At 30.8% G+C, this 14,795-nt stretch carries 12 protein-coding genes and 1 pseudogene; 9 read left to right on the top strand and 4 right to left on the bottom strand.

What is annotated here, in order from left to right; all coding sequences use genetic code 11:
- Positions 1-155: 155 nt before the first annotated feature.
- The 3 genes from ACN5J5_RS04730 to ACN5J5_RS04720 are packed head-to-tail and all read left to right on the top strand — an operon-like array spanning position 156 to position 3,736.
- Complete coding sequence (locus tag ACN5J5_RS04730; RefSeq protein WP_418646159.1) at positions 156-641, top strand: N-acetyltransferase family protein; 486 nt, start codon at positions 156-158, stop codon at positions 639-641.
- Positions 628-1,872 carry an aspartate kinase gene (locus ACN5J5_RS04725; RefSeq protein ID WP_418646158.1) on the top strand — a complete coding sequence of 415 codons (1,245 nt, stop codon included), beginning with the start codon at positions 628-630 and terminating at the stop codon, positions 1,870-1,872. Before ACN5J5_RS04730 ends, ACN5J5_RS04725 begins: the two co-directional genes overlap by 14 nt.
- A gap of 55 nt (positions 1,873-1,927) precedes the next feature.
- On the top strand, positions 1,928-3,736 hold the full coding sequence (locus ACN5J5_RS04720; RefSeq protein WP_418646157.1) for a GNAT family N-acyltransferase: 1,809 nt from the start codon (positions 1,928-1,930) through the stop codon (positions 3,734-3,736).
- 151 nt (positions 3,737-3,887) lie between these two features.
- Here ACN5J5_RS04720 and alr read toward each other — a convergent pair whose 3' ends face one another.
- Positions 3,888-4,988 (bottom strand): alanine racemase, encoded by a 1,101-nt coding sequence (gene alr / locus ACN5J5_RS04715; RefSeq protein WP_418646156.1) that lies wholly within the window; start codon positions 4,986-4,988, stop codon positions 3,888-3,890.
- Positions 4,981-5,592 carry a thymidine kinase gene (locus ACN5J5_RS04710; RefSeq protein ID WP_418646155.1) on the bottom strand — a complete coding sequence of 204 codons (612 nt, stop codon included), beginning with the start codon at positions 5,590-5,592 and terminating at the stop codon, positions 4,981-4,983. The genes alr and ACN5J5_RS04710 overlap by 8 nt, the downstream gene beginning before the upstream one ends.
- Before the next feature lie 101 nt (positions 5,593-5,693).
- Here ACN5J5_RS04710 and ACN5J5_RS04705 point away from each other — a divergent pair, with 101 nt between their 5' ends.
- The 3 genes from ACN5J5_RS04705 to ACN5J5_RS04695 all read left to right on the top strand — a co-directional run bounded on the left by ACN5J5_RS04705 (position 5,694) and on the right by ACN5J5_RS04695 (position 8,347).
- Positions 5,694-6,488: a hypothetical protein gene (locus ACN5J5_RS04705; protein ID WP_418646154.1), complete on the top strand. Its 795-nt coding sequence runs from the start codon at positions 5,694-5,696 to the stop codon at positions 6,486-6,488.
- An 11-nt stretch (positions 6,489-6,499) separates the two neighbouring features.
- Entirely contained in the window at positions 6,500-7,243 is a 744-nt protein-coding gene (locus ACN5J5_RS04700) for a glycosyltransferase (protein ID WP_418646153.1), read from the top strand.
- 93 nt (positions 7,244-7,336) lie between these two features.
- The gene (locus tag ACN5J5_RS04695) at positions 7,337-8,347 is read left to right on the top strand and encodes a DUF3089 domain-containing protein (protein WP_418646152.1); all 1,011 of its coding nucleotides are present in this window, start codon (positions 7,337-7,339) and stop codon (positions 8,345-8,347) included.
- Positions 8,348-8,363: 16 nt separating this feature from the next.
- Here the strand turns inward: ACN5J5_RS04695 and ACN5J5_RS04690 are convergent, their stop codons facing one another.
- Positions 8,364-9,191 (bottom strand): universal stress protein, encoded by an 828-nt coding sequence (locus tag ACN5J5_RS04690; RefSeq protein WP_418646151.1) that lies wholly within the window; start codon positions 9,189-9,191, stop codon positions 8,364-8,366.
- 158 nt (positions 9,192-9,349) lie between these two features.
- Here ACN5J5_RS04690 and rimP point away from each other — a divergent pair, with 158 nt between their 5' ends.
- From rimP to infB, 3 genes and pseudogenes are all read left to right on the top strand, one after another.
- Positions 9,350-9,811: a ribosome assembly cofactor RimP gene (gene rimP / locus ACN5J5_RS04685; RefSeq protein ID WP_418646150.1), complete on the top strand. Its 462-nt coding sequence runs from the start codon at positions 9,350-9,352 to the stop codon at positions 9,809-9,811.
- A gap of 12 nt (positions 9,812-9,823) precedes the next feature.
- Positions 9,824-11,080 (top strand): transcription termination factor NusA, encoded by a 1,257-nt coding sequence (gene nusA, locus ACN5J5_RS04680; RefSeq protein WP_418646149.1) that lies wholly within the window; start codon positions 9,824-9,826, stop codon positions 11,078-11,080.
- A 134-nt stretch (positions 11,081-11,214) separates the two neighbouring features.
- A pseudogene (infB, locus tag ACN5J5_RS04675) lies at positions 11,215-14,054 on the top strand (translation initiation factor IF-2).
- Positions 14,055-14,120: 66 nt separating this feature from the next.
- Here infB and ACN5J5_RS04670 read toward each other — a convergent pair.
- Entirely contained in the window at positions 14,121-14,756 is a 636-nt protein-coding gene (locus ACN5J5_RS04670; protein WP_418646148.1) for a DsbA family oxidoreductase, read from the bottom strand.
- Positions 14,757-14,795 lie beyond the last annotated feature (39 nt).

Genomic DNA, 14,795 nt, shown 5'->3' with positions numbered 1-14,795 from the left:
TTTTATGTTGTTTGTACAAAGATGCCAACTTTTTTACGTTTCTACAACGATTTCGCATTTTAAAATTTTGAACAAAAAAAACAGATGTGTTTTAAATTTTTTATTTGTTTTTATAAAATGTTTTAAAAATTATCTTTACACAAAATTTTTTATAAATGAGTTTTATAATTAGACCAGGAGAAAAAAAAGACGCCCAATCAATATTAAATTTAATTATTGAATTGGCAGTTTTTGAAAAAGAACCTAATGCAGTACAAATTACTGTTGATGATATTATTTGTGATGGTTTTTCTAATAATCCGAAGTTTAAAACGTTTGTAGCTGAAGAGGATAACGGAACTATTATTGGAATGACTCTTTTTTACGAACGTTATTCTACCTGGAAAGGAAAAGCAATTCATTTAGAAGATTTAATGGTTACTGAAGCAAAAAGAGGAATTGGAGCTGGGAAAAAATTATATGCTTCGGTAATGAAATATGCACAAGAAAATAATTATAATAGAGTTGCCTGGGAAGTGTTGGATTGGAATGTTAATGCAGTAGATTTTTATAAAAAAACAGGAGCAACCGTTTATAATGAATGGAGAGTTTGCCATATGAATAAAGAAAACTTAACACAGTTTTGTAATGAGAATATTTAAGTTTGGAGGAGCATCGGTAAAAGATGCTGCAGGAGTTAAAAATGTAGTTCGTGTATTACAGCACGAAGGTGGTGAGAATGTTTTAGTGGTTATTTCTGCAATGGGAAAGATGACAAATGCTTTTGAAGATGTTATCGATGCTTATTTTTATAAAAAAAGTAATTTAAAAGCAACCATTAGTATTGTTAAAGATTTTCATTATAAAATGTTAAATGATTTATTTGGTAGTACGCATAAAACCTATGAAAAGGTTGATGATTTATTGGGAGATTTAAGTGGTTTTATGGCTAGAAATAAATCTAATGATTATAATTATGTGTACGATCAAATGGTTGGTTTTGGCGAGCTTTTATCTACCACAATTGTTAGTGCTTATTTATCAGAAACAGGTGTTTTTAATAAATGGTTAGATGTAAGAGATTATATTAAAACTGATGTTACATATAGAGATGCAAAAATTAATTGGGAGCTTACCGAGCAAATAATTAAAGAAAACATTGTTACTTCTCAACTAAATATAACTCAAGGTTTTTTAGGTGGAGTTGGAGTAGAAACAACTACTTTAGGGAGAGAAGGTTCTGATTATACAGCTGGTGTTTTTGCGTATTGTTTAAATGCTGATAGTGTTACTATTTGGAAAGATGTTGATGGGGTTTTAAATGCAGATCCGCGAGTATTTACCGAAACCGAATTGTTAAATGAAATTTCATATACCGAAGCTATAGAAATGGCTTTTTACGGAGCTTCAGTAATTCACCCAAAAACGATTCAACCTTTAGAGCAAAAAAACATTCCACTATATGTTCGTTCTTTCGAAGATCTTACAAATAAAGGGACTTGCGTAGGTAGAGGAAAAAAAATAACACCAGAAGCACCTTGTTTTATTGTAAAGAAAAATCAAATATTAGTTTCAATTTCAGCAAAAGATTTTTCTTTTATGGTTGAAAGTAATATTAGCGATGTTTTTAAAAAATTAGATGAACATCAATTAAAAGTTAATTTAATTCAAAACTCAGCCATTAGTTTTTCGGTTTGTATTGATGATAAGTATAACAATTTTGATGCTTTTTATAATGCACTTAAAACAAAGTTTAATATCAAATCGTACAAGGCAGTTACTCTTTATACAATTCGTCATTTTAACGATGCTGCCATTCAAAAAATACGTAAAAAAGGAACTTCAATTATTCGTCAAATAAACACAGAAACGGCACAGTTGGTTATACAATAAAAATGTAAAATTCGTAATTTTCTGTTATATTTGCATTTGTGCCAAATTTGAATTAATGGGAATAGTTACATCAAAAGAGATTGCTAAAGTTATTGGAATAGAAAAGTTCGGTGTTATCGGAACTTTTGCAGGTTGGTTATTGATGAAGGCTTTACGTATTTCTGCGATTAACAAAATATACGATAAAAATAAAGACAAATCGGATTTAGAATTTTTAAACGGTGTTTTAAACGATTGTAAAATTGAATTCGAAATTCCAGAAGAAGATTTAAAAAGGATTCCAAAAGATGGTCCTTTTATTACCATATCTAATCATCCTTTAGGAGGAATAGACGGAGTTTTATTATTAAAATTATTGATTGAAAAAAGAGCAGATTATAAAATAATTGCTAATTTTTTACTACACAGAATTGAGCCTTTAAAGCCTTATATAATGCCAGTTAATCCTTTTGAAACAAGAAAGGATGCAAAATCGAGTGTGGCAGGTATAAAAAGTGCATTATTGCATTTGCGAGAAGGAAAACCGTTAGGTATTTTTCCGGCAGGAGAGGTTTCTACTTATCGAGATGGCAAGTTAATGGTGGATAAACCTTGGGAAGATGGCGCTGTACGTTTAATTAAAAAAGCGAAAGTACCAGTTATTCCTATTTATTTTCACGCTAAAAACAGTCAGTTATTTTATCTTTTATCTAAAATTAGCGGAACTTTACGTACGGCAAAACTTCCGTCTGAAGTAATTTCTCAAAAAAACAGAGTTATAAAAGTACGAATAGGAAAAGCTATTTCGGTAAAAGATCAAGAACAATATAGTGATGTACCTTCTTTTTACGAATTTATAAGAAAGAAAACATATATGTTGGCGAATCCTTTTGAAAAAGCGTCTCCGAATATTTTGTCTTCTCAAAATTTAAAAATTCCGAAGAAAGCAAAAAAAATAACAACTCAAAGAGCTCCTAGTTTGTTTATTAAAGAAGTTGATGAGTTAAGAGATAAAGGAAGTAGGTTGTTGCAAAGTAAAAACTACGAAGTGTTTTTTGCAAACGCAAAAGAGATTCCGAATATTTTACATGAAGTTGGTAGGTTAAGAGAAATTACCTTTAGAGAGGTAGGTGAAGGAACCAATAAAGCGATTGATTTAGATAAGTTTGATAAATATTATCACCATTTATTTTTATGGGATAATGTTAAAAAAGAGCTTGTTGGTGCTTACAGAATGGGATTAGGTAAGGACATTTATAAAAAGTATGGAATTAACGGTTTTTACATCCATACATTGTTTAGAATAGAGCCTGAATTATATTCAATGATGCAAAGTACTATTGAGTTAGGTAGGGCTTTTATCGCTAAAAATTATCAGCAAAAACCAATGCCTTTATTTTTACTTTGGAAAGGGATTGTGCATGTTACTTTACGTTATCCAAAATATAAATATTTAATGGGTGGTGTAAGTATTAGTAATCAATTTTCAGAGTTTTCTAAGTCGTTAATGATAGAGTTTATGAAATCTCATTATTACGATCCTTATGTTGCACAATATATTTATCCTAAAAAGGAATTTAAGGTTAAATTAAAAGATGCTGATAAAGATTTTGTGTTTGATGCTACCGAAGCTGATATGCAAAAATTTGATAAAATTATTGATGAAATTGAACCAGGAGCTTTAAGAATTCCGGTATTAATTAAAAAATACGTGAAACAAAACGCACGTTTGGTTGCTTTTAATGTAGATCCAAAGTTTAATAATGCGATAGATGGATTAATGTATATTAAAGTTGCTGAAATACCTGATAGCACTGTGAAACCTGTTATGGAAGAGTTTCAGGCAGAATTAGAAAAGAGAGCGACCGAAAATATGAATAAGTAGTTTTTGGTAAGAAAATTATAATAAAAAAAGGATTCAATACTATTTAAGGTATTGAATCCTTTTTTTATTAGTTGTAATTTGTAAAAAGAGAGCTTATTAATAATTTGATACTACCCTAAAATCTATGTGTTTTGTAATATCAAGATAAAGTTTATTTTTTTACAGTTCTTTTAACGCGTTGTGATATTGCCGTTAATGTTTCGTACGGAATAGTTTCACACTTATGAGCTATATAATTTATGTGTTGTTGATGATTAAATAGAATAACTTCATCCCCTTCTTTACATTCAATTTTTGTAACATCAACCATAATCATATCCATACAAACATTACCAATAATAGGAACTGGTTGATTGTTGATAAAAACAAAGCCTGTACCATTCCCTAATTTTCTTGAAATTCCGTCAGCATGCCCAATAGGAATCGTGGCGCTTCGTGTAGGTTTGTTTGCTACAAAAGCTCTGTTGTAGCCAACTGTTTCCCCTGGTTTTACTAAGTTTATTTGAGAAATGATTGACTTTAAAGTATGTGTGTTTTTTAATTGTGCAGTTTCTTGTTCGTTATTTCCAAAACCAAACAAGCCAATTCCTAATCGAACCATGTCAAATTGTGCTTGCGGAAAGTTTACAACTCCTGATGTGTTTAAAATATGAATCATCGGTTCGTAGCCTAAGTGTTCGTAAACTTGTTTTACGATGTATGCAAAATTATTTATTTGACCAATGGTAAATTCTTGTTCATTAGGATCTTCACTTGCTGCTAAATGCGAAAAAATAGATTCAACTTTTACATTGTTCGATTTTTTTACTTCAGCTATAATCGTTGGAGTATCGGTATGCCAAAATCCTAATCGATTTAAGCCAGTGTTAAATTTTATATGAACCGGATAATTCATTAATAATTCTTCATCGGCTAGCTTTAAAAAAGCATCAAAAATTTTAAAATTATACAAATTAGGTTCTAACCTAAACTTTATAATTTCTTTTAAATTCTGAATTTGAGGATGTAAAACTAAAATAGGTGTTTTAATGCCTGCATTACGTAAAGCAATACCTTCGTGTGAATAAGCTACTGCAAAATAAGTTATTTTATCTTGTAGTGTTTTAGCTATTTCTACCGCTTCGCTACCATAACCAAAAGCTTTTACTACTGCTAAAATTTTGGTTTCAGCATTTAGTTTTTGCTTAAAATAAGCAAGATTGTGCTCAATAGCTTTTGTGTTAATTTCTAAAACGGTAACGTGGTTATTCATCAGATAAACTTTCTTTCTTTTTGTTTTGTGCCTTAACAGCTTTATAATAAGCAGCTCTACTTAAAGGCTCGTATTCTTGGGTTTCACCTAATAAAACCAAATCATCACTTAAAGCTTTTCTATAGCTGTAATGTGCTAAATTACCAGTGTGAGTACAAACGGCATGTACTTTTGTTACATACTCGGCAGTGGCCATTAAAGCAGGCATTGGTCCAAACGGATTTCCTTTAAAATCCATATCTAAGCCAGCAACAATAACACGCACACCTCTGTTGGCTAAATCGTTGCAAACGGCAACAATTTCATCATCAAAAAACTGTGCTTCATCAATACCAACAACATCAACATTGTTAGCTAAAAGACGTATGTTTGAAGATGCAGGTACTGGAGTTGATCGGATTCTGTTTTCGTTATGAGATACTACTTCTTCATCGTCGTAACGCGTATCTACTGATGGTTTAAATATTTCTACGCGCTGTTTAGCAAACTGCGCACGTTTAAGTCTACGGATTAATTCTTCGGTTTTACCCGAAAACATCGAGCCGCAAATTACCTCAATCCAACCAAATTGTTCTGTATGATTTACTGTATTTTCAAGAAACATTTTGTAATTTTAAGCTCTAATTATTGATTTTTGTATTACTTTCGAACAAGGAACAAATTTATTAAATTTTACGCGCAAAAATTAAATTCAAACAACAACTTATGCACAAAAAATTAGCATCAGATTTAACCAGTTTAGCACACAGCATCTTACAGATGAAAAACAAAGAAGATGTGTTTGAATTGAAGCAAAAAGCTTATGAGGTTTATGAAAAATTGTCGGTTTTAGCATATGTAGAAGAATATATTAATAACACGCCAAATCCTTCAAAATCTAAAGAAGCATTATTACAAGATATTGTTGTTGCAGAAGAGGTTAGGGTTCAAAAAAGTAAAAGAGATTCAGTTTTAATTGATCAAAATAAAATAGTACATCAATTAGAAGAAAGGAAAGAGGTAATTGAAGTGAAAACTGAAATTACTACCGATAAAATTGTAGAAGAAGTTCAAATTACTGAAGAAAAAGAGGTTGAAATAATTACAGAACAACCTTTTGATGAATTAGAATCTTTATTATTTGAAGATGATGCAGTTAAAAACGATGTGAAGGATGTGGGAGAAAAGAAAACACCTACTCTTGAAGATGAATTAGAAGGCACTATTTCTGTTGATGTAATGGCAGATTTGTTTGAAAAAGCAGATTCGAAAAAATCATTAAACGATCATTTGCAAAATGTTATTCAAATAGGTTTAAATGATCGTATTGTTTTTGTAAAACATTTGTTTAATGGCAGTCAAAGTGATTTTAATAGAGTTGTTTCTCAGTTAAATACTTTTAAAACAGAAAAAGAAGCTAAAAAATTTATCAATAAAATGATAAAACCAGATTATGATTGGACAGAAAAAGAAGCGTACGAAATCCGATTATTAGAAATTATAGAACGAAGATTTGCTTAAAAACATATAAAATGAGTAGTAAAGACACAGAAATGAAGTATATATTTTGCATGAAATGGGGAACTCTTTACGGAGCAGAATATGTAAATAGGCTACATGCTATGGTGAAAAAAAACTTATCATTCGATTTTAAAATGGTTTGTTTTACTGATGATAATACTGGAATTATAGATGAGGTAGATTGTTATGAAATTCCTGAAATGAACATCCGAACAGATATTCCTGAACGTATGTGGAAAAAATTAACAACTTTAAAAAAAGATTTATATGGTCTTAAAGGAAGAGCTTTATTTTTAGATTTAGATATTGTTATTGTTGATAATATTGATTGTTTTTTTACTATTGATGGTACTTTTAGAATTATAAAAGATCATAGTTGGAGATCGTGGAGAATTACAGGAAATTCGTCTGTTTACAGATTTGATATAGGTGAGCACGGATATGTTTTTGATGATTTTTTAAAGAATTTTGATGAAATAAGAAAAATTCATAGAAACGAACAAGAATATTTAACTCATAGTATTAACGATAATTCAGATTTACAATATTGGCCAAAAGAATGGTGTCCTAGTTTTAAATACGATTGTGTATCTCGTTTTCCGTTAGCTTTTTGGAAAAAACCAACCATTCCTAAAGGATCAAAAATTATTATTTTTCATGGAGAAATAAATCCGCACAATGCTATTAAAGGTGGTAGAGGTAAGTGGTACAGATACGTGCGACCTGCTCCTTGGGTAGCTGATTATTGGAAATAAACCGTATAAATTAAAAGTGTTTTATAAACCAAGAATAAGTAATTTAAATTAGTTGTTTTTGGTTTATTTATTGCCGTAAATTTTATTAAAAATATGAAAACTATAATTCCGTTATTTTTAATTATTCTTTTTAGTAGTTGTAAATCTACCTACAATACACAAGTTTTTAATCAATCTAACATTCCGCCAAAACCAAATTACGAGTTAGAAAGCTCTTGGGCGGTGTTGCCTTTAAAATATCCTAAAAATTTTAAAAAATACGCTTCTAAAGAAACGGATACTTTACGGGCAGATGTTTTTTATATTTATCCAACTTTAAATACAGATAAAAAAGATAACCGTTGGAATGTGCCAATAACGGATAAAGCACAAAATAATAAAGTTATTAATAGTGCAGTTTTATTTCAAGCATCTGCTTTTGCTACTTCAGGAAAAGTATATGTTCCTTTTTATCGACAAGCACATTACAGGTCTTTTAATCAAAAATATAAAATAGGTGGCGATAAAGCTTTAAACCTTGCGTATGAAGATGTAAAAAGTGCTTTTGAAATTTATTTAAGCAAGTACAATAAAAACAGACCCATTATTATTGCTGGTCACAGTCAGGGATCTAGACATGCAATTCAGTTATTAAAAGATTTTTTTGATGAAAAGCCTTTACAAAAAAGGTTAATCGCTGCTTTTATTCCTGGAATGAGAGTAAAACAAAATGAATTTAAATCGATAAAGCCAATGGTTTCACCTAAAGAAACTGGTGGTTTTGTTTCGTGGAACACTTTTAAAAAAGGAAATTTTCCTAATAATAAAAATTGGTATAAAGGAAGTGTTACCACAAATCCGATAACATGGGATGCATCAAAAAAAACAGAATTACAGCAGCACAAGGGGTTTTTATATAGCAATGGTAAAATGTATTCTGAAGCGCTAAAAATTGAAATTACTGATGGCTTAGTTTGGTCTTCTAATCCAAAATTTCCGTTACGTTTTTTTATGTCATTTCTTAAAAATTATCATGCAGGCGATATCAATCTTTTTTGGCAGGATATTAAAGAAAATAGCGAGTTTCGAGTATATAATTGGTTTAAAAATCAAAATATCCGTTAAAAACAAGTTGTCTTTATTAAATCTTAAAAGTAAGAATAGGTTTTAAAACATTTTTAGATAAATTTACCGAGATGCTTTCGTTAAAAAAACGAGATAAACCACTTCTTCCGTGAGTTGCTAACGAAACAAGATCGATATCATTTTCACTCGAAAAATTTAAAATACCATCCTGCACTGATTTATCGCTATACACATTTAACGAATAATTTGTTATTTGATACTTTTTTATAAAAGCTTTTATTTTATTTTTAGAATCGGCAGTGCTTTCAAATTTTTGAGGCGTATTTACTTTCAAAAAATAAATATCACTATCAAACATGTTAGCAAAACGCAAAAAACCTTCTAAAGCCTTTGCTTCATCTTTTTCGAAAGTAGAGGCGAAAACTAATTTTTTAAGTTTAAAATCGTCGGTTTCTTTTTTAGTGATAATTACAGGGATTTCAGAGTTTCTAACGGTTTTTTCGGTATTAGAACCTATTAAAATCTCTTCTAAAGCAGTGTGTCCTTTAGATCCCATAATAATTAAATTGGCATTAATTTTTTTCGAATAATCTCTAATTCCATCATAAGGGTTTTGAAAACGTATGGCATGGTAAACATCATCAAGTTCAGAGAAAAAACGTTCTTTATAATCTAAAAGTTTTTCTTTAATTTTTTTAATATACAACATGCTTTCCGGAATACTAATGTTGGTTCCTGCACCCATGTCTGCAAATCCGCTAGGTAATTCTACCATATGAATTAAATGTACATCGCTTTTTGTTTTTAAAGCAATTTTGCAAGCTAGCTTAGATGCGTATTCTGAATGCTTAGAAAAATCGACTGGAAGTAATATTTTTTTCATAATGAAAAGATTTAGAAGTAAGTAGCTCTCTCAAATTACGAAAAATATTTTGAATAAGAAAGATATTTGTATGTTAATGAATAACTTACTATATTTGCAGCAAATTTATTAATTAGATAGATGAAGGGGACGTGAGTCCCCTCTTTTTATACCTTAGGATGAATCAAGAGATAGTAAAAGAATTATTACACGAAGCTTTAGAAGAAAATAAATCGTTATATTTAATCGATTTACAGTTCTTGGCTAATAGTAAAATAAAAGTAATTGTTGATGGTGATTCTGGAGTACCTTTAAATGAGTGTATTCGTATAAGCAGAAAGATAGAAAACAATTTAGATAGAGAGGAAGAAGATTTTTCTTTAGAAGTTACTACGCCTGATATTGCACATCCACTTACGGTTAAACGCCAGTATAAAAAGAATGTAAATAGAATTCTGAAAGTTAAAACAGCAACCGAAGAATTTGAAGGAACGTTAACCGAAGCAACAGATGAAAATATTACATTGTTTTGGAAAGCAAGAGAGCCTAAGCCAATAGGTAAAGGAAAACATACAGTAGAAAAAACAATGGTTTTATTGTATGAAGAGATTAAGGAAGCAAAAGTGAAGATCATATTTTAATAAGAGAATGAAATGGAAAATATTGCGTTAATTGAATCATTTTCAGAGTTTAAAGATAATAAGAGTATAGACAGGGTTACATTAATGTCTATCTTAGAAGAAGTTTTTCGTGCAGCATTAAAACGTAGGTTTGGTTCTGATGATAACTTTGATATAATTATAAATCCTGATAAAGGAGATTTAGAAATTTGGAGAAACCGTATAGTAGTAGCTGATGGTTTTTCTGAAGATGATAACGAAGAGATTGAACTTGCTGAAGCAAGAAGAATTGAGCCAGATTTTGAAATTGGTGAAGATGTATCGGAAGAAGTAAAGTTAATAGATTTAGGAAGACGTGCCATTTTAGCGTTACGTCAAAACCTAATTTCTAAAATACATGAACACGATAGTACCAATATCTTTAAACAATTTAAAGATTTAGAAGGTGAAATTTATAGTGCAGAAGTACACCATATTCGTCATAATGCAGTAATTTTGTTAGATGATGAAGGAAACGAAATTGTATTGCCAAAAAGTGAGCAAATTCGTTCAGATTTTTTTAGAAAAGGTGATGCCGTTCGTGGAGTTATAAAATCAGTAGAATTAAGAGGTAATAAACCAGTTATTCTTTTATCAAGAACTTCGCCAGCATTTTTGGTTAAGTTATTTGAACAAGAAATTCCAGAAGTATTTGATGGTTTAATTACCATTGAAGGAGTTGCAAGAATACCAGGTGATAAAGCAAAAATAGCAGTAGATTCTTATGATGATAGAATTGACCCTGTTGGAGCTTGTGTTGGTGTAAAAGGTTCTCGTATTCATGGAATTGTTCGTGAATTAGGTAACGAAAATATTGATGTAATCAATTACACCAAAAACGAAGAGTTATTCGTATCAAGAGCATTAAGTCCAGCCAAAGTAACTTCAGTAGAAATTAAACTTTACGAGGAAGAGAAAAATGGTAAAAAAGGACGTGTAAATGTTTTATTAAAACCAGAAGAAGTATCAAAAGCAATTGGTCGTTCAGGAGTTAATATTCGTTTAGCAAGTGATTTAACTGGTTACGAAATTGACGTACAACGCGAAGGTATTGAAGAAGAAGATGTTGAATTAACAGAATTTTCTGATGAAATCGAAGCTTGGGTAATTGCCGAATTCAAAAAAATAGGTTTAGATACCGCAAAGAGTGTTCTTGAAAAAGACGTATCAATGTTAGTGCAAAGAACCGATTTAGAAGAAGAAACAATTTTAGATGTTCAAAGAGTTTTAAGAGAAGAATTCGAAGAATAGAAATTATATATTAAGGAAATCAGTCTCCTGCAAAATTGATGATAATCAATACAAAATCTGATAATCAAAGAAAAAAAACATAACTATACTAAAGTATAAAGTGTGTTTTTTGAATATAAAGTATAAAATAATTTATGGCTGAAGGCAACAAATTAAGACTCAATAAAGTATTAAGAGAATTAAACATTTCTTTAGATAGAGCTGTAGAACACTTAGCTAAAAGTGGTCATGAAATAGAGGCTCGTCCTACAACAAAGATTTCTGATAAAGAATATCAAATATTATTTGATGGTTTTCAAACAGATAAATCTAAAAAAGTAGCCTCTAAAGAAGTAAGCGAAGAAAAGCGTAAAGAAAAGGAAGCTATTCGTCAACAGGTAGAAGAAGAGCAAGAAAAGAAGAGGTTAGAAGACGAAGCTAAAAAGCAAGAAGTTTTAAAAGCCAAAGCTAAAAAATTAGAGTTTAAAACAGTTGGTAAAATTGATGTTAAAACTGGTAAAGCAGTTGAAGACAAAAAAGAACCTGTAAAAGTTGAAGCTAAAGAGGTTGTTGAAGCCCCTAAAAAAGAAGCGCCAGCTAAAGAAACTGTTAAAGAGGAGGTTAAGCCAACTGCAAAGGTAGAAGAAAAGAAAACTGAACCTGCAAAAGTTGAAAGAACTAAACCTGTTAAAGCTAAATTTAAAATAGTAAAAGAAGCTCCTAAAAAAGTTGAAGTAAAAGCAACTGAAAAGGTAGTAGCAACTAAAAAAGAGGAGGTAAAAGAAGAAAAACCTGTTGAAGTTACTCCTGAAACTGCTGAGAAAATTAAAACTCAGTATAAAAAACTTGATGGTCCAAAAATTACAGGTCAAAAAATTGACTTAAAACAATTTGAAAGACCTAAAAAGAAAAAGCCTGACGCTAAATCTGACGGAGATAAAAAGAAACGTAAAAGAATTAGCAAACCAGGTGCTCCAAAAACTGGAAATGCAGCAAAACCTGCACAAAACAGAGGAGGAAATCGTGGTGGAAATAATAGACCAGGATTTAGAGGTAGAGGAGCTCAAAGACCAGCCGTTAAAAAAGAAGAACCAACTGAAGCAGAAGTACAAAAACAAGTACGTGAAACTTTAGAAAGACTTCAAGGTAAATCTAAAAAAGGTAAAGGAGCAAAATACCGTAGAAATAAAAGGGATGCTCACAGAGAACAAACTGAAGCAGAACAAGAAGCTCAAGCATTAGATAACAAAATCTTAAAAGTAACAGAATTTGTTACTGTAAGTGAAGTTGCTACCATGATGGATGTTCCTGTAACGAACATTATTTCTTCATGTATGATGTTAGGGATGATGGTAACAATGAACCAGCGTTTAGATGCTGAAACATTAGTTATTGTTGCTGAGGAATTTAACTATAAGGTAGAATTTGTTGGTGCTGAGGTAGAGGAATCTATCGAAGAAGTAGTAGACAAGCCAGAAGATTTAATAACACGTGCGCCAATTATTACGGTAATGGGTCACGTAGATCATGGTAAAACATCTTTATTAGATTACATCCGTAAGGCAAATGTAATTGATGGAGAATCAGGAGGAATTACACAACATATTGGTGCGTATGCAGTGCCTGTAGGTGAACAAAAAATTGCATTTTTAGATACACCAGGTCACGAGGCCTTTACGCAATGCGTGCTCGTGGAGCGCAAGTAACCGATTTAGTAATTATTGTAGTTGCTGCCGATGATGATGTAATGCCGCAAACTAAAGAAGCGATATCTCACGCACAAGCAGCGGGTGTACCAATCATATTTGCAATAAATAAGATTGATAAACCAAATGCGAATCCAGATAATGTAAAAACACAATTATCTGCCATGAATTTATTAATTGAAGAATGGGGAGGTAATATTCAATCGCAAGATATTTCAGCAAAAACTGGTCAAGGAATTCCTGAATTATTAGAAAAAGTATTATTAGAAGCTGAGATTTTAGAATTAAAAGCAAATCCTGATAAAAATGCAACAGGAGCTGTTGTAGAAGCTTTATTAGATAAAGGTAGAGGATATGTATCAACAATATTAGTACAAGCAGGTACTTTAAAAATTGGAGATTATATTTTAGCCGGTAAACATAGTGGTAAAGTAAGAGCTATGTTTGATGATAAAGGAAATAAAGTAAAAGAAGCAGGACCATCTACACCAGTATCAATATTAGGTTTAGACGGGGCACCACAAGCAGGTGATAAGTTTAATGTATTTGAAGATGAGCGTGAAGCGAAGCAAATTGCAGCAAAACGTTCTCAATTACAAAGAGAGCAATCTGTAAGAACTCAAAAAACATTAACATTAGCAGAAATTGGTCGTCGTATCGCATTAGGAGACTTTAAAGAGCTTAACATTATCTTAAAAGGAGATGTAGATGGTTCGGTAGAAGCCTTAACAGATTCATTCCAAAAATTATCTACTGAAGAAATTCAAGTTAATATTTTACATAAAGGAGTTGGTGCAATTACCGAATCTGATGTATTATTAGCAACCGCTTCAGATGCAATTATTGTTGGATTTAATGTACGTCCGCAAGGAAATGCACGTGTAGTTGCAGATAGAGAAGAAGTTGATATTAGAACATACTCTATTATTTATGATGCTATTAACGATCTTAAAGATGCCATGGAAGGAATGTTATCTCCTGAAATGAAAGAAGAAGTTCTTGGTAATGTTGAAATTAGAGAGGTTTATAAAATTTCTAAAGTTGGTAACATTGCAGGATGTATGGTGATGACAGGTAAAATAACACGTGATGCTAAAATCCGTATTATTAGAGACGGAATTGTAGTGCACGATGGTTTATTAACTTCATTAAAACGTTTTAAAGACGATGTTAAAGAAGTAACTAAAGGATATGATTGTGGACTTCAAATTAAAGGATACAACGATATTGTAGAAGGTGATACAATTGAAGCTTATACTGAAGTAGCAGTTAAGAAAAAATTAAAGTAAAATTACTTTAGATAAATAAAATTAAAAAGACGCTTTATATAAAGCGTCTTTTTTTTCACCTAGTTTTTAAAAGTTTTTTAAGATTTGCTTAAATGTTTCTATAGGCTGTGCACCAGTTACAGTATTTTTTTTGTTAAAAACAAAGGTTGGTACCGAGTTTACTCCCATGCTTTTCCAATATGATTGTTTGTTTCTTACATTATAACGAATTTCTTTATCATTTAAATAAGTAAAAGCTTTTTCTGTATTTATGCCTATTTCTATAAGAACCTCCTTTAAAATTTCTCTTTCTGACACGTTTTTTCTATTGCTAAAATAAGCCTTAGTAAGTGCCATTTTTAATTCAGTTTGTTTTCCTTTTTCTTTAGCATAATCTAATAATACATGAGCATCAAAAGTGTTTACAATACGCATTGTATCAAAATAATCGAATTTAAAACCAACTTCTCTTCCTGCAATAGTCATTTGTGTTTGAGATTGTTTTTGCTGTTCGAGTGTTGCACCATACTTTTCAGTAATATGTTCTGTTAAATCTTGCCCTTCGATTGGCATATCAGGATTCAATTCAAAAGGGTGCCATTCAATTTCTATTTGATCTTTTAAGTCTAAATCAGAGATGGCTTTTTCTAATCGTTTGTAACCAATAGTACACCATGGACATACAACATCAGATATGATATCTATTTTTAATTTTTCTTTCATAATTATAAAAAACCTTCCATGTTAAGAGGAAGGTTTGTG

Origin of the sequence: Tenacibaculum insulae (genome assembly GCF_964512435.1) — a bacterium.
Lineage (GTDB): Bacteria > Bacteroidota > Bacteroidia > Flavobacteriales > Flavobacteriaceae > Polaribacter > Polaribacter insulae_A.
Note: the sequence above shows the minus strand (reverse complement) of the source record. Positions and strands in the feature narration are given on the sequence as shown.

Bases quoted from the DNA above. Each gene is read 5' to 3' on its own strand.
- ACN5J5_RS04725 (WP_418646158.1), top strand. From the start codon at position 628: ATGAGAATATTTAAGTTTGGAGGAGCATCGGTAAAAGATGCTGCAGGA.
- ACN5J5_RS04690 (WP_418646151.1), bottom strand. From the start codon at position 9,191: ATGAAAAAAATATTACTTCCAGTCGATTTTTCTAAGCATTCAGAATAC.
- ACN5J5_RS04730 (WP_418646159.1), top strand. From the start codon at position 156: ATGAGTTTTATAATTAGACCAGGAGAAAAAAAAGACGCCCAATCAATA.
- nusA (WP_418646149.1), top strand. From the start codon at position 9,824: ATGGAAAATATTGCGTTAATTGAATCATTTTCAGAGTTTAAAGATAAT.
- alr (WP_418646156.1), bottom strand. From the start codon at position 4,988: ATGAATAACCACGTTACCGTTTTAGAAATTAACACAAAAGCTATTGAG.
- ACN5J5_RS04710 (WP_418646155.1), bottom strand. From the start codon at position 5,592: ATGTTTCTTGAAAATACAGTAAATCATACAGAACAATTTGGTTGGATT.
- ACN5J5_RS04670 (WP_418646148.1), bottom strand. From the start codon at position 14,756: ATGAAAGAAAAATTAAAAATAGATATCATATCTGATGTTGTATGTCCA.
- ACN5J5_RS04695 (WP_418646152.1), top strand. From the start codon at position 7,337: ATGAAAACTATAATTCCGTTATTTTTAATTATTCTTTTTAGTAGTTGT.
- ACN5J5_RS04705 (WP_418646154.1), top strand. From the start codon at position 5,694: ATGCACAAAAAATTAGCATCAGATTTAACCAGTTTAGCACACAGCATC.
- ACN5J5_RS04720 (WP_418646157.1), top strand. From the start codon at position 1,928: ATGGGAATAGTTACATCAAAAGAGATTGCTAAAGTTATTGGAATAGAA.
- rimP (WP_418646150.1), top strand. From the start codon at position 9,350: ATGAATCAAGAGATAGTAAAAGAATTATTACACGAAGCTTTAGAAGAA.
- ACN5J5_RS04700 (WP_418646153.1), top strand. From the start codon at position 6,500: ATGAGTAGTAAAGACACAGAAATGAAGTATATATTTTGCATGAAATGG.